This is a genomic window from Klebsiella sp. LTGPAF-6F (assembly GCF_001753185.1).
GTDB classification, from domain to species: domain Bacteria; phylum Pseudomonadota; class Gammaproteobacteria; order Enterobacterales; family Enterobacteriaceae; genus Klebsiella; species Klebsiella michiganensis.
Map to the genome: position 1 here is coordinate 4,768,391 of NZ_CP017450.1, position 17,641 is coordinate 4,786,031.

The 17,641-nt window shown below is 50.6% G+C and carries 15 protein-coding genes, 1 tRNA gene and 7 pseudogenes; 5 read left to right on the forward strand and 18 right to left on the reverse strand.

Annotated features, from left to right (window positions below; translation table 11 throughout):
* Positions 1 to 842 precede the first annotated feature (842 nt).
* From BJF97_RS35710 to BJF97_RS22260, 18 genes and pseudogenes are all read right to left on the reverse strand, one after another.
* Entirely contained in the window at positions 843 to 923 is an 81-nt protein-coding gene (locus BJF97_RS35710) for a DUF3927 family protein (RefSeq protein WP_442910105.1), read from the reverse strand.
* Positions 924 to 990: 67 nt separating this feature from the next.
* Positions 991 to 1,414, reverse strand: a pseudogene (locus tag BJF97_RS35170) (tellurite resistance TerB family protein).
* Positions 1,415 to 1,655: 241 nt separating this feature from the next.
* Positions 1,656 to 2,045 (reverse strand): HNH endonuclease signature motif containing protein, encoded by a 390-nt coding sequence (locus BJF97_RS22190; RefSeq protein ID WP_070082994.1) that lies wholly within the window; start codon positions 2,043 to 2,045, stop codon positions 1,656 to 1,658.
* A 276-nt stretch (positions 2,046 to 2,321) separates the two neighbouring features.
* Positions 2,322 to 3,393, reverse strand: a pseudogene (locus BJF97_RS22195) (DNA-methyltransferase).
* Between the two features lie 149 nt (positions 3,394 to 3,542).
* Positions 3,543 to 3,732: pseudogene (locus BJF97_RS35515) on the reverse strand (TrmB family transcriptional regulator).
* 209 nt (positions 3,733 to 3,941) lie between these two features.
* Positions 3,942 to 4,769, reverse strand: a pseudogene (locus BJF97_RS35520) (antitermination protein Q).
* Between the two features lie 18 nt (positions 4,770 to 4,787).
* A pseudogene (locus tag BJF97_RS22205) lies at positions 4,788 to 5,841 on the reverse strand (DUF968 domain-containing protein).
* 72 nt (positions 5,842 to 5,913) lie between these two features.
* Positions 5,914 to 6,690 (reverse strand): antA/AntB antirepressor family protein, encoded by a 777-nt coding sequence (locus BJF97_RS35185; RefSeq protein WP_228706694.1) that lies wholly within the window; start codon positions 6,688 to 6,690, stop codon positions 5,914 to 5,916.
* Between the two features lie 89 nt (positions 6,691 to 6,779).
* The gene (locus BJF97_RS22215; RefSeq protein ID WP_070082995.1) at positions 6,780 to 7,178 is read right to left on the reverse strand and encodes a RusA family crossover junction endodeoxyribonuclease; all 399 of its coding nucleotides are present in this window, start codon (positions 7,176 to 7,178) and stop codon (positions 6,780 to 6,782) included.
* 257 nt (positions 7,179 to 7,435) lie between these two features.
* Positions 7,436 to 7,651, reverse strand: a pseudogene (locus BJF97_RS35525) (SOS-response repressor and protease LexA); the annotation flags it as partial.
* Positions 7,648 to 9,630, reverse strand: coding sequence for a DNA cytosine methyltransferase (locus BJF97_RS22225; protein ID WP_070082997.1), 1,983 nt, complete (start codon positions 9,628 to 9,630; stop codon positions 7,648 to 7,650). The pseudogene BJF97_RS35525 and the gene BJF97_RS22225, both read right to left, overlap by 4 nt.
* The gene (locus tag BJF97_RS22230; RefSeq protein WP_070082998.1) at positions 9,623 to 10,576 is read right to left on the reverse strand and encodes a phage N-6-adenine-methyltransferase; all 954 of its coding nucleotides are present in this window, start codon (positions 10,574 to 10,576) and stop codon (positions 9,623 to 9,625) included. Before BJF97_RS22230 ends, BJF97_RS22225 begins: the two co-directional genes overlap by 8 nt.
* 178 nt (positions 10,577 to 10,754) lie before the next feature.
* Positions 10,755 to 11,213: a hypothetical protein gene (locus BJF97_RS22235; protein ID WP_048258063.1), complete on the reverse strand. Its 459-nt coding sequence runs from the start codon at positions 11,211 to 11,213 to the stop codon at positions 10,755 to 10,757.
* Positions 11,210 to 12,120 (reverse strand): annotated as a pseudogene (locus BJF97_RS22240) (conserved phage C-terminal domain-containing protein). Before BJF97_RS22240 ends, BJF97_RS22235 begins: the two are co-directional and overlap by 4 nt.
* Positions 12,110 to 12,289, reverse strand: coding sequence for a DUF4222 domain-containing protein (locus tag BJF97_RS22245; RefSeq protein WP_064349867.1), 180 nt, complete (start codon positions 12,287 to 12,289; stop codon positions 12,110 to 12,112). Before BJF97_RS22245 ends, BJF97_RS22240 begins: the two are co-directional and overlap by 11 nt.
* Before the next feature lie 172 nt (positions 12,290 to 12,461).
* On the reverse strand, positions 12,462 to 13,010 hold the full coding sequence (locus tag BJF97_RS22250; protein ID WP_049099518.1) for a YmfL family putative regulatory protein: 549 nt from the start codon (positions 13,008 to 13,010) through the stop codon (positions 12,462 to 12,464).
* 42 nt (positions 13,011 to 13,052) lie between these two features.
* Positions 13,053 to 13,484 (reverse strand): hypothetical protein, encoded by a 432-nt coding sequence (locus tag BJF97_RS34375; protein ID WP_139134449.1) that lies wholly within the window; start codon positions 13,482 to 13,484, stop codon positions 13,053 to 13,055.
* Between the two features lie 65 nt (positions 13,485 to 13,549).
* On the reverse strand, positions 13,550 to 13,750 hold the full coding sequence (locus BJF97_RS22260) for a YdaS family helix-turn-helix protein (RefSeq protein WP_049099516.1): 201 nt from the start codon (positions 13,748 to 13,750) through the stop codon (positions 13,550 to 13,552).
* Between the two features lie 87 nt (positions 13,751 to 13,837).
* Between BJF97_RS22260 and BJF97_RS22265 the strand changes: the two genes are divergently transcribed.
* The 5 genes from BJF97_RS22265 (at position 13,838) to BJF97_RS22280 (ending at position 17,628) form a co-directional block, all read left to right on the forward strand.
* Positions 13,838 to 14,512, forward strand: a complete 675-nt coding sequence (locus BJF97_RS22265; RefSeq protein ID WP_049099515.1) for a LexA family protein — start codon at positions 13,838 to 13,840, stop codon at positions 14,510 to 14,512.
* Between the two features lie 173 nt (positions 14,513 to 14,685).
* Positions 14,686 to 14,919 carry a hypothetical protein gene (locus BJF97_RS22270; RefSeq protein WP_049099514.1) on the forward strand — a complete coding sequence of 78 codons (234 nt, stop codon included), beginning with the start codon at positions 14,686 to 14,688 and terminating at the stop codon, positions 14,917 to 14,919.
* A gap of 841 nt (positions 14,920 to 15,760) precedes the next feature.
* A tRNA-OTHER gene (locus tag BJF97_RS34380) sits at positions 15,761 to 15,886 on the forward strand.
* A 486-nt stretch (positions 15,887 to 16,372) separates the two neighbouring features.
* On the forward strand, positions 16,373 to 16,744 hold the full coding sequence (locus BJF97_RS22275) for a hypothetical protein (RefSeq protein WP_001515608.1): 372 nt from the start codon (positions 16,373 to 16,375) through the stop codon (positions 16,742 to 16,744).
* A gap of 56 nt (positions 16,745 to 16,800) precedes the next feature.
* Positions 16,801 to 17,628, forward strand: a complete 828-nt coding sequence (locus BJF97_RS22280; protein ID WP_070082999.1) for a YfdQ family protein — start codon at positions 16,801 to 16,803, stop codon at positions 17,626 to 17,628.
* Positions 17,629 to 17,641: the final 13 nt, after the last annotated feature.

Here is a 17,641-nt window from a genome sequence, read left to right on the forward strand (position 1 = left end):
GCTCTTTATTCCGTCACTAATCAGTAACCATTCGTCACGTAAGGCAGAGTTCAGGAAGCATTCCGCACCACTGCGGGGAAAGTTGCTAAGCGAAATTGAGGCTATTGAAGGAGGCTCTTATCCATTCAGGCTTATCAGCGATGCTGATTTCAACCAGTTGCTACCTTACGCCCGAGGCGCAGGAAAAACGCTCTCCTTGATGCTTACACCAGTTATCTCGACGCTCATACGATGGCCGCCACGAAGCACTGGCACGATGAACATCCATCCGATGGAATGCTATTTTCCCGACGGGTTTCTCAGTCACTAATTCAGATGAGGTACTGAAGAAAATGCAACCTCTGAAAAAGAACTCAGCAGATAGTCCTTTAGGATGGCCGCCAGATGGATTAACGACAAAGCACAGAGTGAATGATGCTCTGGTGGCACAAATAAAAAAGCCATGCAAATGCATGGCTTGTGGTTTGAATCCGTTATTTACAAAATGTATTCGAGACAGTATCTTTCGACTTCCGGACAAAAAAACATATACCGGGACAAAATCTAAATGTAACTGCCTTGCCTGCATGAAACCATGCGGGCTTTTTTTTTGGCCAAAGAAAAAGCCCACCGAAGTGGGCCTTACAGCTATCATCATTTTTTATTAGGTGTGGTGCCGGGTGCCTCCCGGTAAGTCGCCGCCAGTCCACAGACGACTCGCAATGCGCAAAAAACATATCAGACTGGCAATGCCCCTCCGCATAGGGGGATTCACCACACGGAATAATTTAGGATGTAGTCATAGGCGGCGTCAATAACTGACACTCTGTCAAAGGCATCATTACGATGCCTTTTGCACAGTGCTAATCACTGGATCTAATAAGGGGCCAGAGCAAAGCGATTACCCCGGCTACCAGCACGCCATCAGCCAGGATTGACATCATTTGCTGGTGAAGTCGATAGCACACCAGAAACAAAAGCACCCGGCTGCGGCCCAGCGAAGTTTACCGATCACAGGTACTGGTCCAGAGGAAGTTGCAGAGCCTGGGCAATTTTCTTCAGCTGTTTCTCTTCTTCTTCCCCGATGCCGTCGTTATCAGCTACATCAAGACACAGGCAAAGAACATCGACAGCGTCATCCGTCCCGGCAACGTCAGCCAGTTCGCGCAACGCCTGAGCGTTGGCTGAACGTGGTGAGCTTCATAGCGAGCGCGAATATTCGAACTCATCTGGGCAATTTCACCAGCAAATGGCGCAAATGCAGGGAGGGCCGAAATAGTCTTCTCAAGCACTGCAATCTCTTTTGCATCGCAGGTGCATCGGCGTATGCAATCGAGTACGCTCCCCAGACCGTGGCTTCTACGGCATCGCGGTTTTCCATTTTTTTCACTTCAACAACGGCTTTACGGGCTTTCTTTTTAAAAATACCGAACATAATTACGTCTCTCTTTAGTGGTGAGCCAACGCTCAGGGATGGTAACCACAAGGCGACGTAATACCGTCCCTCCTGGCTCACCCTGAAAAGTTGTGGTTTTGATTTTTCCGCCGAGCGAGGCGGCTATGAGCTTAAATAGATGAAAAATCACCATGGTACTGCCTGGAAGCAGCTACATACGCCCTGTGCGCTTCTTCTTTAGTGTGGAAGCGACCAAGTCGAATTTTTTTCTTTGCAATACTTATTTGCGCAATCCATTTTTTTCTATTGCGGGGGAATCGTTGAAATAGACCCCTTTAAGTCCAGCTGCGTTATTGCTGTGTATCCGTCGATTGCGAGTGTTCTGGTTTTGTGTGCAGAGCCTGAGATTTGTAATACGGTTATTCAACTTGTCGCCATCAATATGATCAACAACAAGGGTTGACGGAATTTCACCGTATTTCAAGACACAAATTATTCGGTGCACACGTATATTCTTTCCATTGAAGAATACCCTTAAATACCCAGTATCAGTCTTGACGCCAAGAGTGTCGCCAGGACTTTTACTCCCAAAAGGTGACTTGCAATAAAGGATGCCCGTAGTTTCATCGTATGAAAAAAAGGTCCTAACCGTTTCAAGAGATAGATTCATGCCTACTCCTGGTAAGGGTCCTGTGGTTAAATAACGCCGAGCGTGGCGCAGATACGAAAAAGGCCCGCGAATGCGAGCCTGATGGATCCGCTTACTGATACGGAGCTACCAACCTAAGTTGTCGCAGATTCAAATTGTGGCCCTGCCTTTAAGTCACTTTGCGCACAGCTGGGACATGTAGTTTTCGCATCGTGATCGGGATTCGCTTCAGACGCTGGCCCCGCAGCCATTTAAGTGCCGGTTACGTTTATCCGGCGGCTTACGCCCGGTTAAGCCCTAAGGTAAGGGATTTGGCTGTGGTGGCTGGTGCTCCAGCAAATTACGCATTTCACTGACCGTCTGTTCAAACCGCTCGGTTTCCAGTTCAACACCGATTCCACTCCGCCCGAGCAGAGCAGCTTGCTTTATTGTGGAACCCGAACCAGCAAAGAAATCAGCTACGACATCCCCTGGCCGACTGCTTGCAGTAATGATCTGCTGAAGCATATCGGCAGGTTTTTCGCATGGGTGCTTACCTGGATAAAACTGAACCGGCTTATGTGTCCAGACGTCGGTATATGGCACCGTGACCGACACGCTAAATGGCGCCGTAACCGTAATACTCCTGCTGAAGTTCAGAATACTTCCGGTTAAGTGATTGCCAGGTAGCGACAAGCTGGTGGTGAGGTTTTCCCAGTTCGTTGCGTGAGTGCTTATCCATGGCGATTTTTTGAAACAGAGCCTGCAACTTCAAATAATCGGCTTCATTCGGCAGTTGCCACTGGCTAAGGCCAAACCAGTGGGAAACCATATTTTTTTTACCCGTGGCTTCTGCAATCTGGGCCGACGTCACGCCAAGAGATTTCCGGGCATCCCGGAAGTAAGAAATTAAAGGCGTCATGACGTGTTGCTTTAACTCATTACACTTTGCGGCATATCCATCGTCTTTGGCCTGTATGGCCCCTGATAATGGTCGGCAAAAATGATACGCTCAGTGGCCGGGAAATAAGCGCGTAAACTCTCCTTATTGCAGCCGTTCCATCGCCCTGATGGTTTAGCCAGATGATATGGTTGAGCAGGTTAAACCGCTCTCTCACCAACAGCTCAATATCCCTGCCAGGGTGCCCACAGAACAGATACATGCTGCCGGCAGGTTTTAACACTCGCCAGAACTGTGCCAGACAGCTATCCAGCCAACGTAAATAGTCCTCGTCCCCTTCCATTGGTTATCCCAGCCGTTTGGCTTCACCTTAAAATAAGGCGGATCGGTAACAATAAGATCAATGGAGTTATCGGGTAGCGATGGGAGGTATTGCAGGCAATCAGCATTGATTAATTCAATACTGGATATTTTTACAGTATTTTTCATAGATCAGTAAGCGTAACTCTGATAGGCTCACTTTGCTTTTGCGCTAAAGCAGTGGGCCGTGGTTAGCTTGTGACCTGAAAGCATGAGCTGATGGCTGGTCGGGTGCTACAACACCCACCAGCCGCCCATTTTCACAGCAAAAGCCCCCATTACTGGAGGCGCTTATAACATCCGAACTGATAATCAGATAACCCGCCATTACCAGCTGCGTAAGTATGAGCTGGCAGCGTTCGCGGCTCAGGTGAGTATTCTGAGCAATCTCCCCAGCCGTAGCCGGTTTGTCACTCAACTCATCAAAACAGCCTTGGCTGTTTCCGTCATATCTTGCTGATTTAGCATGTCTTTTACCTCAAATAAGTGGTGTGACATACAGATAACTCTGGTGACGGTATCCAGCAAGAACTAATTGAAAGAGAAGAAGATTTTATCGATTTTAGCCCATAAAAAAACCCGCTGCTGGCGGGTTAATCAACGTTGAACATACAAAGCCCATCGTTATAGATAAAATTACACAAAAGCGGCAACTTTGCAAGTAACGCGTCGCTAAATTATGCGATATTTATCAAATCAGACACCTTTGTCACACGTTTAAGTTGTGAGTCGGTATAACTCTCTTCCTCAAAGCATTTTGTAACCAGACTTTCATAGAAAGGTTTCCAGCTGTATCGCCAGGTACGTTCTGGCAGACCAGGCAGCTCAGAGAGCATACCTCTGTAAGCATTTGAAGACTTAGGACGACTATAACCGCGGCCTTCACAACGTTTACATACTTTGTAGACAGGCACTCCCTGTAGCTCTGACTCTTTACGGTCCAGGGTTTTTCCCGTACCGCCACACTGGCATCGCTTGCTGATTTTCCCGGTGCCGCCGCATTTGAAGCAGAGAACATGGTCAATCTCTTCCACCTGACGTTTTACTTCAAAATCCGAAGGTGACTGCCCGAGGTCTTTTGCCCATTGCGTAATCTCATTTTGTAGTGGCTTTTTTCCACCATTGAGGTTTTTTTATGAAGCCTGAACCAGAACACTTCCTGCAATCTACGCTGTCAGCTGCAGACGAGGCATAGTCGTTATAAGCGAACCGAGCTATTATCAGCATACACAGCGGGAACTTCTTCCCTGCTGCTTTTCTTATCGATCGAGGCGCTTTTGATTTTGCATATTCAGCCAACCAACTGACGGATGCCTTTCTGTCATGTTCGCTGATTCCAGCTTTACCCAAAAACATCGACAGGCCTATTCCTGCCTCTGCCTGTGTCATCCCAGAGCCGCCATTACATCTGTCACAGTAAGTTGCTCGCTGGCGGTTGCACGGCCGCTATCAGAAATATGCATTCCTTTGGGAGCGAAAAATTTGGGAATTGATTCAATATTCATGCTCAGTACTCCATACACTCAAGCTTTTACAATGACGCCGATACCCATTACCCGATCCAGAAAACGAGCCCACAGCTCTAACTGAGTGCCATATTTCCTTTCGAACTCTGATGTATTGGCGTGTAATTCATCGTGATGCACTCTGCACAGTGGTATCACGAAGAGATCATGGGCCTTGGTGCCAGTTCCCCCAGACCATTCCCTATTATATGGTGTGGATCGTCTGATGGTTGCCTACAGCATTCACATGGCTGAGTTTTAACCCAACGAGTGTAAACTTCGCAGGTCCAGCGCCGGCGCTTTGGGCGGCGCATAAATGATTCGGGGCTGTTCGGATCGACACTAAGCCTCAGAATGGGTTTACTTTCAATCTGAGGTTGCTCAATGAGTACGCTGGCGTCCGCCAGGTCAATGCCCTCAACAAGATCCTGAAGGATTTCACCTGCAGCAAATGACGGGACAATATCGCTATCCTTATAAACGGACAGGAAAGGTTCCTCAGGCAGTCTTAAGGCCTGCTGCGCCATCGTCTCGGTTATTGCGTCAGCAATGCCGGATTTCACAGCCCACCAGCAGAGCTCCGCCATCGATAATTCGCGCTCCTTATTGTATCCAAGGCTGATCAGCACCCTTTCAATCACCCAATGCACCAGATTCTGATAAGCCAGCTCTGACAACATTTCGGTGGTCTGCTCACGTAATTCATTATCACAATGCCAGCAGACAACCATGGCGCCAGGCGGATGCCGCATAGTCACTAATTCATGGTGGTGATAATGGGAATGCGGGTACTGGCACTCTCTGACATGTCGTAGAAGCCAGGCCTCAAGAGCGTTTATTCCACCCGCTGCGTTAATAACCCTCTCATCCCTCATGAAAAAACGCAGAATGTCCATTTCTGCAAGAGGCTGACGTGCATCGGCGATCCGCCAGTGGGCAGTGTTTTCATCTTCTCTGGCTGACGCTCTATCAGGACACGGCCGCCGGTAAAGAGAGGCATCAATTCACGACCGGGTTTGAAAAGAACAACACCGAGACGAGACACGACTTCAGGGGTCAGTAATGCTCTCACTGAATGCCCCAGAAAGCTCTTTATCGTGGGTATATTCCCCATTCCAGGATCGCTTCATCGGCAGTTGTCCCTTCAGATACTTACGATAAAGCCAAACAGCCCCATCGCGCAGGAGGACGGGCTGGTATGTTGTGAAACTGGCGGCGGCGCTCGGTGAAACTTTTGTGCTCTTCTCGGTGAGATACTTATCCTGACCTGAGATCTGACACGCCATTGAGCGTGATTGCCGTTAGGATTGTCATCGTAAAGCCAGTTAGAGCTCTGTAGGAAGGCGCTGACTTTACTAACGTTGACACCATTCAGACGTTTGCAGAACTGCACTGGGGATAAGCCGTCGGTAAACAGGTTTTCAAGATGATCGATATATTGAGCCTGCCGGTGACTTAAAGCCTCAATCCTCTGCCTGGCTTCATACTCATCAGCCCACGCCCTGGCAGCTAGCGCCGGGTTGGAAAAATCAGGATGCGTATGGCTTATCGCTGATTTTGCCTGCTGCTCGCAACTAATGAAATAACGCCTTACCTGACGACCTTTTTCATTGCGTTCTACCATCGCTAACTCTTTACCCATATCGATGGTGACCATGTAATCCACTGCCGGGCGCCCGCCGAGTGGGTTTTCGCCAGAACTGGCGATAACTGTATAATCGATGTTTTCAGCAAAACCGTACTGGCTAATACGAGACTTTATCCAGTTGCTGAAGTCACGACCGACCCCAAGAAAATTATGCAGTCGCCTGGCGCTGACCAACGAAGCTCTCTGATCGCCCATTGTGCCCTGCATTACCGGAATTACCTGATGCAATTGATTATCGACAGGCGTAGCTACGCCCATAACATGGTTAGCCATATTTATCTCCATACACTCTGAAGTGACGAAAGGGCCTGCACGCCCGTTTCGTTTGCACCATTCGACATTACTGCCAACTCGCAAATCTTTCAACCCACAGCTGTACATACATCCACCACTTTTTGATAGCAGACTATGGTGATTTCTACCCTGCCTCCTTTGACGATTTCACCCCATTCAATAGCCATACGCTTAACCTGGTTGTCGTCCTCCCAGATACCGGCATAAGTCAAAGCATCAAGAAGTGCCTTGTTGTAATTGTCCAGGTCACGCCGGCGATAGTCTGGCGGATAGAGAATAATTTCTACAGTTGCTGCCGCGGTAGATGGTTTTGGTATTGCACGCAGTTGCTCAATGATCGCTGAACGTACTGCATGTTTGAATTTACGGCCGGCTGCGCTGACAAGGTGTTTACCTTTTGCGGGCCCCTTATTTGGGGACCGCCAGTAGGTGTTCACGCTGGGTGGGAATGGAAGAATAAATTTCATTCTGCCTCCAGCACTATTTTCAACTCAAACGGAACATCTCCTCCGCAATAGCAGAGCGGGCCAAGGTCAGACATGAGGCTCCACAAGGTCATTGACGTATAGCCATTTTCGTCTGTTATCGGGGGCGAAAAGTCCCCGAAGAGCCTCGGGTGCTGGATTCGATTCTGCTCGTGTTGTTTTTCCAAATGTCTGAGGGAGACTTCATTGAGTTTCACTTTTACGATGCTGTTGAGATTGACCGATATTTCTCTGGCCAGCAGCGCAGGGGTGATGCTGATACCGCGAGAAACCCCGCGGCTGATTGTGATAACACCCTTTTTCTCTAACGCCTTGAGGTGCGTTGCTGCTGCATTGGGGGACCGGCACCCCAGCATGCCGGTCAGTTCGTAAGTTGTAGGCGGAAAACCATGTTTACGCTGATATTCGATCAGGAGGTCAAGGACCTCCTGCTGCCTTAAGGTCAAGGAAGTCATGCTGCCTGCTCCTCTCTGTTCACGCACATTTCGGGTAAGTTAGCGCGTACCAGCGCTTCGGCGAACGGCGGCGGGACGGCATTTCCACAGCGCGCAACCTGCTTATCTTTCGCGTATTTCACGCCGCGGTAATCCTGGTCAATGATGTACCACTCGGGGAAGCCCTGCGCCCGGTAAAGTTCGTGTGGCTGCAGCATGCGCATGCCGATATCAACGATGCGGTAAGTCACTCCGCCGATTTCCACCAGCCCGGTGCATTCCTCTCCGCAGTATTCCTGCAGGAACGACAGCACCTGCTGCGCTCGCTCCTCGTCATAGTCCTCGACCGCCAGAGTCGTTTTAACCGCGCCTACGTGCTGGCCACCAGCAGTGATAGTCGGCATCGGCTCGTCAGTGCGCTGGCCATCGCGGCAGGTTCCGCGCAGCTTAACCAGATGAGAAGCGACTAATGCATGGTGATCGGCAGTCGTTACTGAATGCGCTGGCTCATCCAGCCCCACGCCAGCGCCCTGATAATTCCCTCCGTAGTGTTTTGCCAGGAACGCACCAACTACAGCATGTTTCCCGCCACCAGCCACAACGGTGCCCAGCGGCTTATCCAGTCCTGGCACGCGAGGTGCCTGTCCTGGCCGTTCCCCGTATCCCATTTGAATGAGCGTCGGCACAACCAGCTGCGATTTACCTCCGCCGCCCGCGGTGATTGTTGCGCTAGGCTCATCCGCCCGGTGTCCGATGCTGGCGCCGAACTGCCGGGCGATAACCGGAGCGACGACACAGGCGCGCGATTCTTTCAGGATGGTGTGAGCGGGTTTATCGAGCGGGCGTGGTTTAGCCTGGTACTCGCTGCCGCCATTGCCAGCCAGGAACGGAGCCAGCTCTGCTTCAACAATACCCATAGCGTGACCATTCCCGCCCGGGCGTTTTGCGGTACCGGCCGTCACCGTCGGCAACGGATCGGTGACTTCCTGCCCGGTAGCTCCGGTTCGGAATTTTGTCAGATGAGGTACCGCAATTGCGTAGCCGTGGGTTTTCGTAATCGTCTGTAGCGGATCGTCCAGCGCCTGTCCCCGGAAACAGTCATATTTGCCACGTGTCGTTGTGTGATTGCACTTCACGATGAATGGCGAAGCACTTTCGATAACAAAGCGCTGAATGCCGCGGGCAATCCGTTTTAGCGTATTCTCTGCCAGTGACTTTTTGCGACCGAAGATGCTCGGCGCGGGGATTGACCAGTCTATGCATTCCGCAGCTGTACGCCACGGCTCAAGCTGGCCCGCCAGCACGGCGGCAGACTTCGGATCCCCGTGCGTGGCTTCCGGCCAGACTATCGGTTTCCCGTCCCGGCGCATCACCATGAAGAACCGCTTACGGATGGTCGGCGCGCCATAATCGCAGGCGCGCAGCTCGCGAAAATCGACGACATAACCCAGCCCGGCAATTAAGCGCTTGGCCTGCTCGCTATCCGGTGAAAACTCCAGAAACTCGCAACACTCCACCAGTGCTGGATGATCTGCTGGAATACCGGTGGTAAGCATCCCGACAAATGCATTGAAAGTTTCACCGATGCGTGCCGGATCCGGTCGCATTTCTGCCGCGAGTAACGGTCCCCACGTTTTAAACTCTTCGACGTTTTCCAGCATCATGACTCGTGGGCCAACATCCAGCGCCCAACGAATGACGATCCATGCCAGCCCTCGAATAGCTTTCTCTACTGGTTTAGCACCTTTCGCTTTAGAAAAGTGACGACAGTCAGGCGAGAACCATGCCAGGCCGACAGGCTTGCCACTGGTAGCGGCTAATGGGGATACATCAAACACACTTTCGCAATAGTGAAGCGTGTCGGGATGGTTAGTGCGGTGCATAGCAACGGCGTTAACATCGTGGTTAATCGCAATATCAACGCTACGCCCTATTGCCAGTTCAATACCTGTACTAGCGCCACCGCCGCCAGCGAAATTATCGACAATAATCTCACGCATGAGCGGTCCCCCTCATGCTGCCGACCAGCCCACCAGCAACGGTGATGATTTCGCTGGTGGGCACCCGCTCCAGCCACAACTGGTTAATGTGGGCCTTCAGCTTGTTCTGCTGGGAGAATTCCAGATCCTCTGCGCCTTGTACCTGTCCGAAGACGAGACCAACTTCCAGTGGCCAGATCCGGGATTCAGCCTCAGCCAATGACGCAACCGCATCGGGGATGATCACTTCAGGAGACTGAACTGGCGAAGCTGGTGACAGGAATTTTCCTGCAGCAAACTTAGCCAAAGCCATACTTGCGCGCCCTTTCGCCTCAAGCTCTATACGATCGATATAGCTAAAGCGCTCCCCACACCATGTCTTATCAAATATCACGATTGCGCCAGCAAAGAAGGCGCTGGTGGGTTTCTGTTTATCATCCGCGGGCATAAACCAGGTCGGGAGATCGAAACCAATACGACCACGGATAAAACAGACATGATCGGCATCTTCTGGCCACCATGTCTCACTTGTCGCTGACTTCAGCAGGAAAACATAGCGCCCACCCTTTTCTCGCTGCTCAGATGCATAACTCATGATGTGAGTCATGCCGGTGACTGCCTGTTTTTCGTGGTACTGAGAACGGCTATACGGTGGATTACCAAATCCTGCGCCACCAAGTTCTTCAAGGCGAGCGGACCAGTCCTGTGTTAATGCGTTATCTTCAGCGGTATACCATGCGGGGCATTTTGCATTGCTGTCGTCTGCAAACAGGTCCAGTACAAGCGGGCCAAACATAGCGTTAACGCCCCAGAACAGCAGATCAGGGGTACGCCATTGATCCCCGACTTCTTTTAAATAATGCGCACTACGCTGGCGCTGTTCCTCAAGTGTCAGGCAATAAGGGCTGACGGTTTTTGTTAAAGTTTGCTCTTCTGCGGTCATAGCTTCTTGTACTTCCTGACTCATAGTTTTCCCCTGCGCTGATCAGCATCAACAAGTGCTCTCAGTAACCAGTAACGGCGATCAAAGCTGAAAAGGTCATTTCTGAGGAGTGCATATTTTCTGCGAAAAATAACGTCGTGCTGCCACCAGTAACGCCAGTGATGCAAACGCACAAGGCGCCGGAGACTTATCAAAATCTTCTTCAATCGGAGCACAGGTCACCTCCGCAGTAGTTTCCGGCCAGATAGCATGACCCGGCGGAATCATTCATGTTTCTGGCGTTTCGAACAGAAGCATTCTTAAGACGCAGGTATCGCTCTCTTGCTTTAGCCGTACAGTTGCTGTCACAAAGTTGCTGCCATACCGTCGCCGCACGGCGGTAATAGCGTTTCTCTTCCAGCTTTTTGGCTGTCGCTTCAAGGGCAAGAATCTCCCCCGAAAGCCCACCAGGCAGGTACTCTTCAATATCGATGGATCCCGCTACGAAGTAGATAAACCCACCAGTAACTTCAACGCTGGCAAGTTCCCCGTCGTAGTAAAGGCGATGAACAGCGCTCTTCACTGTTACCGGTTTGGTTTCAGGAAATGCCGCAGTGATATCGCGCAGCATTTTGCCTGGATTCTTCTCAATAAATTCAAAGATCGACTTGGCTATGTTCATCCCCGGAACCCCCGTGGAATCGTGGTTTGTACTGGACTAATTGAATTAACATCCCGCGGTCTGGTTTTGTCCCACGACTCCCTTGGCGGGCGGCCTTTAGCATTCCAACGGATAGCGCTTTGCAGATATCCCTCGAATTTTTTAGGGCCGAAAAGTGTCTCGGGTCGCATGTACTGGTATTGCTCGTCGTTGCCATGCCAGTGCTCATGCTTGACGTCAATTACCAGTTTCAAGTCGCTAACGGTATGACCTTCGCGGAGGCGGGCGCGAATGTTCTCCAGCGAGGTCTTAGATTTCTGGTAACGGGAACCGCTGACCAGATTCAGGTGTGCCAGAACTTCGATCGCGTTATCGGTAATAACAACTTCAGGATCCGGCTTATCGTCGGGTTCCGCAGGAGCCCGACAAGAAGGTTTTTTAGATGACGGATCTAATGACGGATCTAATGACGGATCGCCTTCAACCATTGAGGGTCCTCCCGCAATATTTGAGGGGGTACAGACCCATTATTTGAGGCATCAGAATTTGACCCCTCAAATTTTGAACCCTCAAATTCTGAGGCATCAAATTTTGATTGTTCACGTGGCGTTGCGTAGAAAATTTTTGCTTCAGCTGCTGCACGTTCCAGCATGTCAACATTGAGTTTATAAACGTTCGAATTATTCTTTCCGCCCACGCGCCGTTCCTGCTTCTTCAGCCAGCCTTTAGCCTGAAGCTTTTTGATAGCGCTGCGGACAGTATTCTCGCTCTTGGCGCCGATCTGTCGCTGAATAGTGGTAACCGCTGGCCATGACACCCCTTCGTCATTACTGAAGTCTGCCAGGCGAGCCATGACCGCTATTTCAGAGATTATCAGCCCTTTGAAAGCGCATGCTTCCCATACGAGGCCGTGTAATTTACTGCTCATGGCTGCCCTCTACTTCCCTGAACTTGCGTTGAAACTGATCGAGTGGGCTAAAGCACTCGTGGGAATAGCCTTCCCGCAGGTAGATGACGCGACGTGTCTCAGGCTCCCAGCGGATAACTCTGACTGGATTGCCATAGTGGTCTTTGAACTTCCGGTTAACTTCTCGCATAGCGCTTTAGCCCTCCGGTTAAAGACCCCCACAACTCCGCGTGCCCGACTGTGGTTACACTCGACCCATTTACCGCATACCATGCGCTCATACCGAAACGACGAAACGCCCGGGATCGGGTACATCCGTAGTTGCGGTAATTGAAGATTTACGATTAAATTGCTCATGCGGATTATTTCTCCATACACAAAGATTTATTCGCCACGACGCCCGGAGCTGCACACTCGCGGGCGTCACTCTTTTCTGGCAGACAATAAACACGAGAAATCAGGTTGAGAAACGTCATCAACGTGACCCGGAACTGGTAGGCGATATCATTCAGGCTTTGCCACTCGCCATGTGTAACCACCCCATCATCGATATATTCCCGATAGGCGCTGACCAACTCGCCAAGCTGACCCACCAGCTCCGCCAGCTTCAAACCAATCTCTTCGTTCTCGTCTTCATGAGCAGCGCCAGATACATGGATTCCGTTGTCGGTTTCACGCGAAAAAACATCGGCGATGTAGCTAACACCTGCGGCCTTCTGCAAGACCATTGCCCAGCCCATAGGGAATATCTGATCTCCACCAGCACGCAGTCGGTTAAAGATCGCGTCCTGGGTGGTATCCAGAATCTCAGCGGCTTCGATATAGCCACCAGGTAACGCGGCTATTGTTTTACGGATCGCCGCCACCAGCCATGCTGGCTGCTTTTCGACTTTCCAGTGTTGTTCAATCATTGCTCTATACCTCTGTTGGTGTATGATTTCTAAATCAATGACCTATCGAAAAAAACGGGATAAAAAATGCAGAACCCGCTCGCCAAACTTTCCCTGGATTACTGGTACAAAGTTATGATCCTGATAGGCGCTTTTATTTTTCTTCTCAACGGTGCCGGACTCCTTCCCGCGTACCCCACAGCAGTCACAGGCTTCATATCCTCTGGACTTTTCTTTTGGGGTCTTGGCGAATGGATGAATCACCCTTATCAGGAGGTGTTGACCTTGGATCCCTTTAACCGTCCGACTGGCAAGATATCTGGGCATCCACGGAACGCCTGTCTTATTGGGAATATCTTTGATTTGATTGGATTCGTACTGATCATCACAGGGCTGATTAAACTCTTCTAAATGCCAGCCAATCAGGGTAACCGTTCGGCCATCATGACTATGCTTTACCGAACCGGGTGCAAGATTTTCCAGCACTTGAAACATATTCTTAAGCTTGTCCCCCACTGCTTACCCCCTACGTCTGTGGTTAACGCTGCTAAAACCAAATGTTATTGTTTGGAATAGATATCTGGTCGGAGATCAAACTTCGTGATCGCACCGGATGTGCTTTTTTCCAGTTTTTTTGCCAGATCAAATCCGGCTTTTTTGTAGCCGTTAAAAACTAAACGCAGATAACCGGGTGTAGAGCCAACGTTTGCAGCTAAATTGCTTTGTTGCTCTTTAGTTAATGAATCCCAGAACTCTTTCATATATGTACCTCCTGTGTACATATTACACGAAAGAAATGAACCTTCAAGGTACTTGTACCTAGGAGGTACACACGGTTTAATTTCAATATGAAAACAATCCAGGAAATCAGGCGGTTAAACGCCAGAAAATTGCGTGATGGTGTTGGCGGTAATATTTACTTCGCCAATATGATTGATCGCGAGCCGACTCAAACCAGCCGGTTCATGGGAGATGGCGCCACTAAAAACATCGGCGATGCAATGGCAAGGCACATTGAAAAGTGTTTTGACTTACCTACTGGGTGGTTAGATCAGGAACATCAAACCACTAATGTTGCTAAAACGCCCGATGTCTCTGATACATATAGAAATATCACCATGGTTCCGGTTATATCCTGGGTACAAGCAGGAGCATGGACCGAAGTTGGCTATGCTGAGGTTGATTTGAATAGCACTGAAAACTATCCATGCCCTGTTCCTTGTGGGCCGATGACTTATATTCTTCGTGTTATTGGCGACTCAATGATCGACGAATATAGGCCCGGTGATATGATTTTTGTTGATCCCGAAGTTCCAGCAGTGCATGGAGATGATGTGATCGCCTTAATGCACGATTCTGGTGAGACTACATTTAAACGGTTGATTGAAGATGCAGGACAACGCTATCTAAAAGCACTTAACTCAAACTGGCCAGAACCTTACATCAAAATCAATGGTAATTGCTCTATCATTGGTACCGTAATTTTTTCCGGTAAACCAAGACGATACCGAACGAAAACATAACAAAGACTATTAAACCTGCTTCGGCGGGTTTTTTTACACTTGACAATGTACCTCAACGGTACATAATGTACCTAAAAGAAACAGTGAACAGGCAGGACGCCCACGAAGTAGCCGCCCGGGGCATATGAAGACCGGGATGATTCGCTAACAGATAAACCAAATAGGAACAGAACATGGCGAGCAAAGGCATTGAAAACCTTATAAAGGACGCATTAGCAAACGGCTGTCATGTAGTCCGTAAAGCGCATCGCTTCGAGGTAAGCAAGAAAGGCCAAAAATCAATCACTCTTATTATTTGTGAAGATGGCACAGCTTACCGCGGAGATATTGACCTAACGATCGCCATAGCCATTCGCACTCAAAAAGAAATGCGTAGCGTCCTCGGCCTGCCGGCTAAGGCAATTTAATTACCTCAGGTGTCTTCGGGAGGGGTTACGGAGCTGGATTGACCACCAGCAACAGAAACTCACCCGACATACAGCAGCCGTTTAGCCCACGGCGTCGGGGGTCCAGTAGCCCTGGATTAATACTGTAGGGGTTGTGCCGGTTGGTCGCCGGCGCCCCGCCCGAAGATTCCTGATCGAACATGGCGAAAGCCGACAGCGTTGAAGGCGATTTTCTCGGTTTGCGCGCTAAACAATAGCGGGGGTGAAATCGGGGCGGAGAAGCAGAATCCGCGATGTCGGGACTTGATACTTCCGGCCAGACCAACAAGCCGAATGATCGCGTAACGGTCCTTTGCATCTGCCCCGGCGAGGTGGCGCCGCCGGACCGGGGTAGATGAATCGTAATCACCGTGGTGAATGCACAGGCTGATGTGCAACGGACATTTAATCCGCGCGGGATATTGGCACAACCAAACCGAATGCCGGAGATCAGTACCGGCCACCACAACACAACTGAAAGCGCATTCCATCTTCATCCGTCGTGGGGACTGGTTTGTAACTGAAGGAGTGCGCTTCCAGTTGTGAACGGCAATATTCACGACCGTTGTATGGCACATGCAGCGTTAGCGACCTGAGAGTTCCCTTGATCCATGCGCTCTCAGAACAACCGGAATGTGCAAGCTAAGTGTTTCAGGCACGACGTGCGCCCCACCAGCGCGGCGAAAAGGTGTGACCCCCGGGAAGAGTCCGGGCACAACAGGTAAGAGCACTCCCGCCACACGAGGCTGCAACCCAAGCGCCATGTGGATGCGCCGAAAAGCTACGACGGGGCGTTGGTAGAAGATCGGAGTGCTCTTTCCGTTGTGGTGTAGCTCAAATGGATAGAGCGCCCCTTATGTGGGGAGTTGAGCACTAACCAATGTTCGCAACACAGGTTATCTCATGCGGCCGGCCGGACGTTATGCGGGTTCAAATCCCGTCACCACAGCGCACAACGATGAGGGCATTGACGAGCAAGGCACAGAGTCTGGTTCGATTCCAGACGCCAGGATAGTTCTATATCTGGTGATGGGCAGGGAAAAGGTCCGTTCGATTCGGACACCGGCAGTGCTCTCTTCGTTGTGGTAATTGCGGCTATGCGCACGTGGCGAGCCAACCCGTTCATGGAATGCGTTTCCGGGCAGTGTACGTCGCCGGTTATGGCTTAATCCGGCAGGTGGAGGCACCACCGCCACAACCTAGTTAACTGTGCTGTGTGTAGTCTTGGCGGTTATCCAGTTTTCCACTATCCAAAGGAGGAAGAGGATAACGTTCTGATGGATAACCGCCCTTTTTACACAATACAAAAGAGCATCACCGGGCGACGGGCTCATTACCCAATCCACCCGGGCGGCGTCCTAACCGCAGGTGCTCTTCTGTGTTGTGTACGGAGAAATTCCCGGCGGTGGCAGCCGCCTTTCGAGAGGGTAAAACCATGAGTAATGATCGCATGACAGTAGTGCCCGATTTCCTGGGTGAACTGGACGCCGGCGTATTCATGAACAAGATTGCGGCGGCTCTTAATACCACCGCGCTCGGCGTTCTGAACAACGGCAACAAAGGCAAGGTTGTCCTCACCTTTGATTTTGAGCGTATGGGCAACTCTGTTGAAGAGAAGCGCGTCAAGATTAAGCACAAGCTGAACTACAGCACCCCAACTCCCCGCGGCAAAGCGTCGGAGGAGGACACCACCGAAACACCAATGTGGGTTAACAAAGGTGGCAAGCTCACAATCCTGCAGGAGGATCAGGGGCAACTCTTCGGTATCACCGGCGCGGTGGACGGAAAGCTTAAAGCGGCTCAGTGAACCGCACGTACAAATTCACTGATACCACTTCGCTAATCAGTTAATAAGGAATTTTTATGTCTCAGTTAGACAGCGGTACTTTTCAGCAGGTTAAAGATCTGGTGCTTTCCGGTTATCACCTGAACGATATCCCCGGCCTGGCCTGTCCGACCGCCCTGCTACCGCAGAATACCAGCATTGAAAGCCTGGAGCGTTTTGCTCTTGAGCGTTTCCGTTTCCGCGGTGCCATGGACACGACTAGCATTGATGATTTCGTTCGCTATTCTGTCGCTTATGCCCAGGAAGAAGAAAAAGCACGTTGCTTTATTGATGCCGATAACATGCTGGCCCGTTCTATCTTCAATATCGGCACGCTGGACAAGCCAGGTCATGCTGATAACGTCGCCTCGATCAAGCTAAAGAAAACAGCGCCCTTCCGCGCGTTACTGGCGATCAACGGCGATCACCTGAATCAGAAGCAAATCGCTGAGTGGCTCGAAGACTGGAGCGATTATCTGCTGGCCTTTGATGCTGGCGGCAACACGATGACGATCGCCCAAGCTGCGCAAGCTGTCCGCCGCGTCACTATCCAACAGGCAACTCAAGCCGACCATGAAGATAGTGACTTTAGCGGTAAGAAATCGCTGATGCAAAGTATTGAAGCCAGCAGTAAAGAGGTTATGCCGGTAGCGTTTGAGTTTAAGTGTGTACCCTATGAAGGCCTGGGCGAACGTCGTTTCAGTCTGCGCAACAGTCTGCTGAAAAGTAGCGACCCGGTGTTCGTTCTGCGTATTGTCCAACTGGAAGCCCAGGAAGAAGCGATCGCCAATGAGTTCCGCGACCTGCTGACTGGTAAGTTCGACGGTAAGCCTGTGGAAACCTTTATCGGCAACTTCAAAGCCTGATTGCACTCCATTA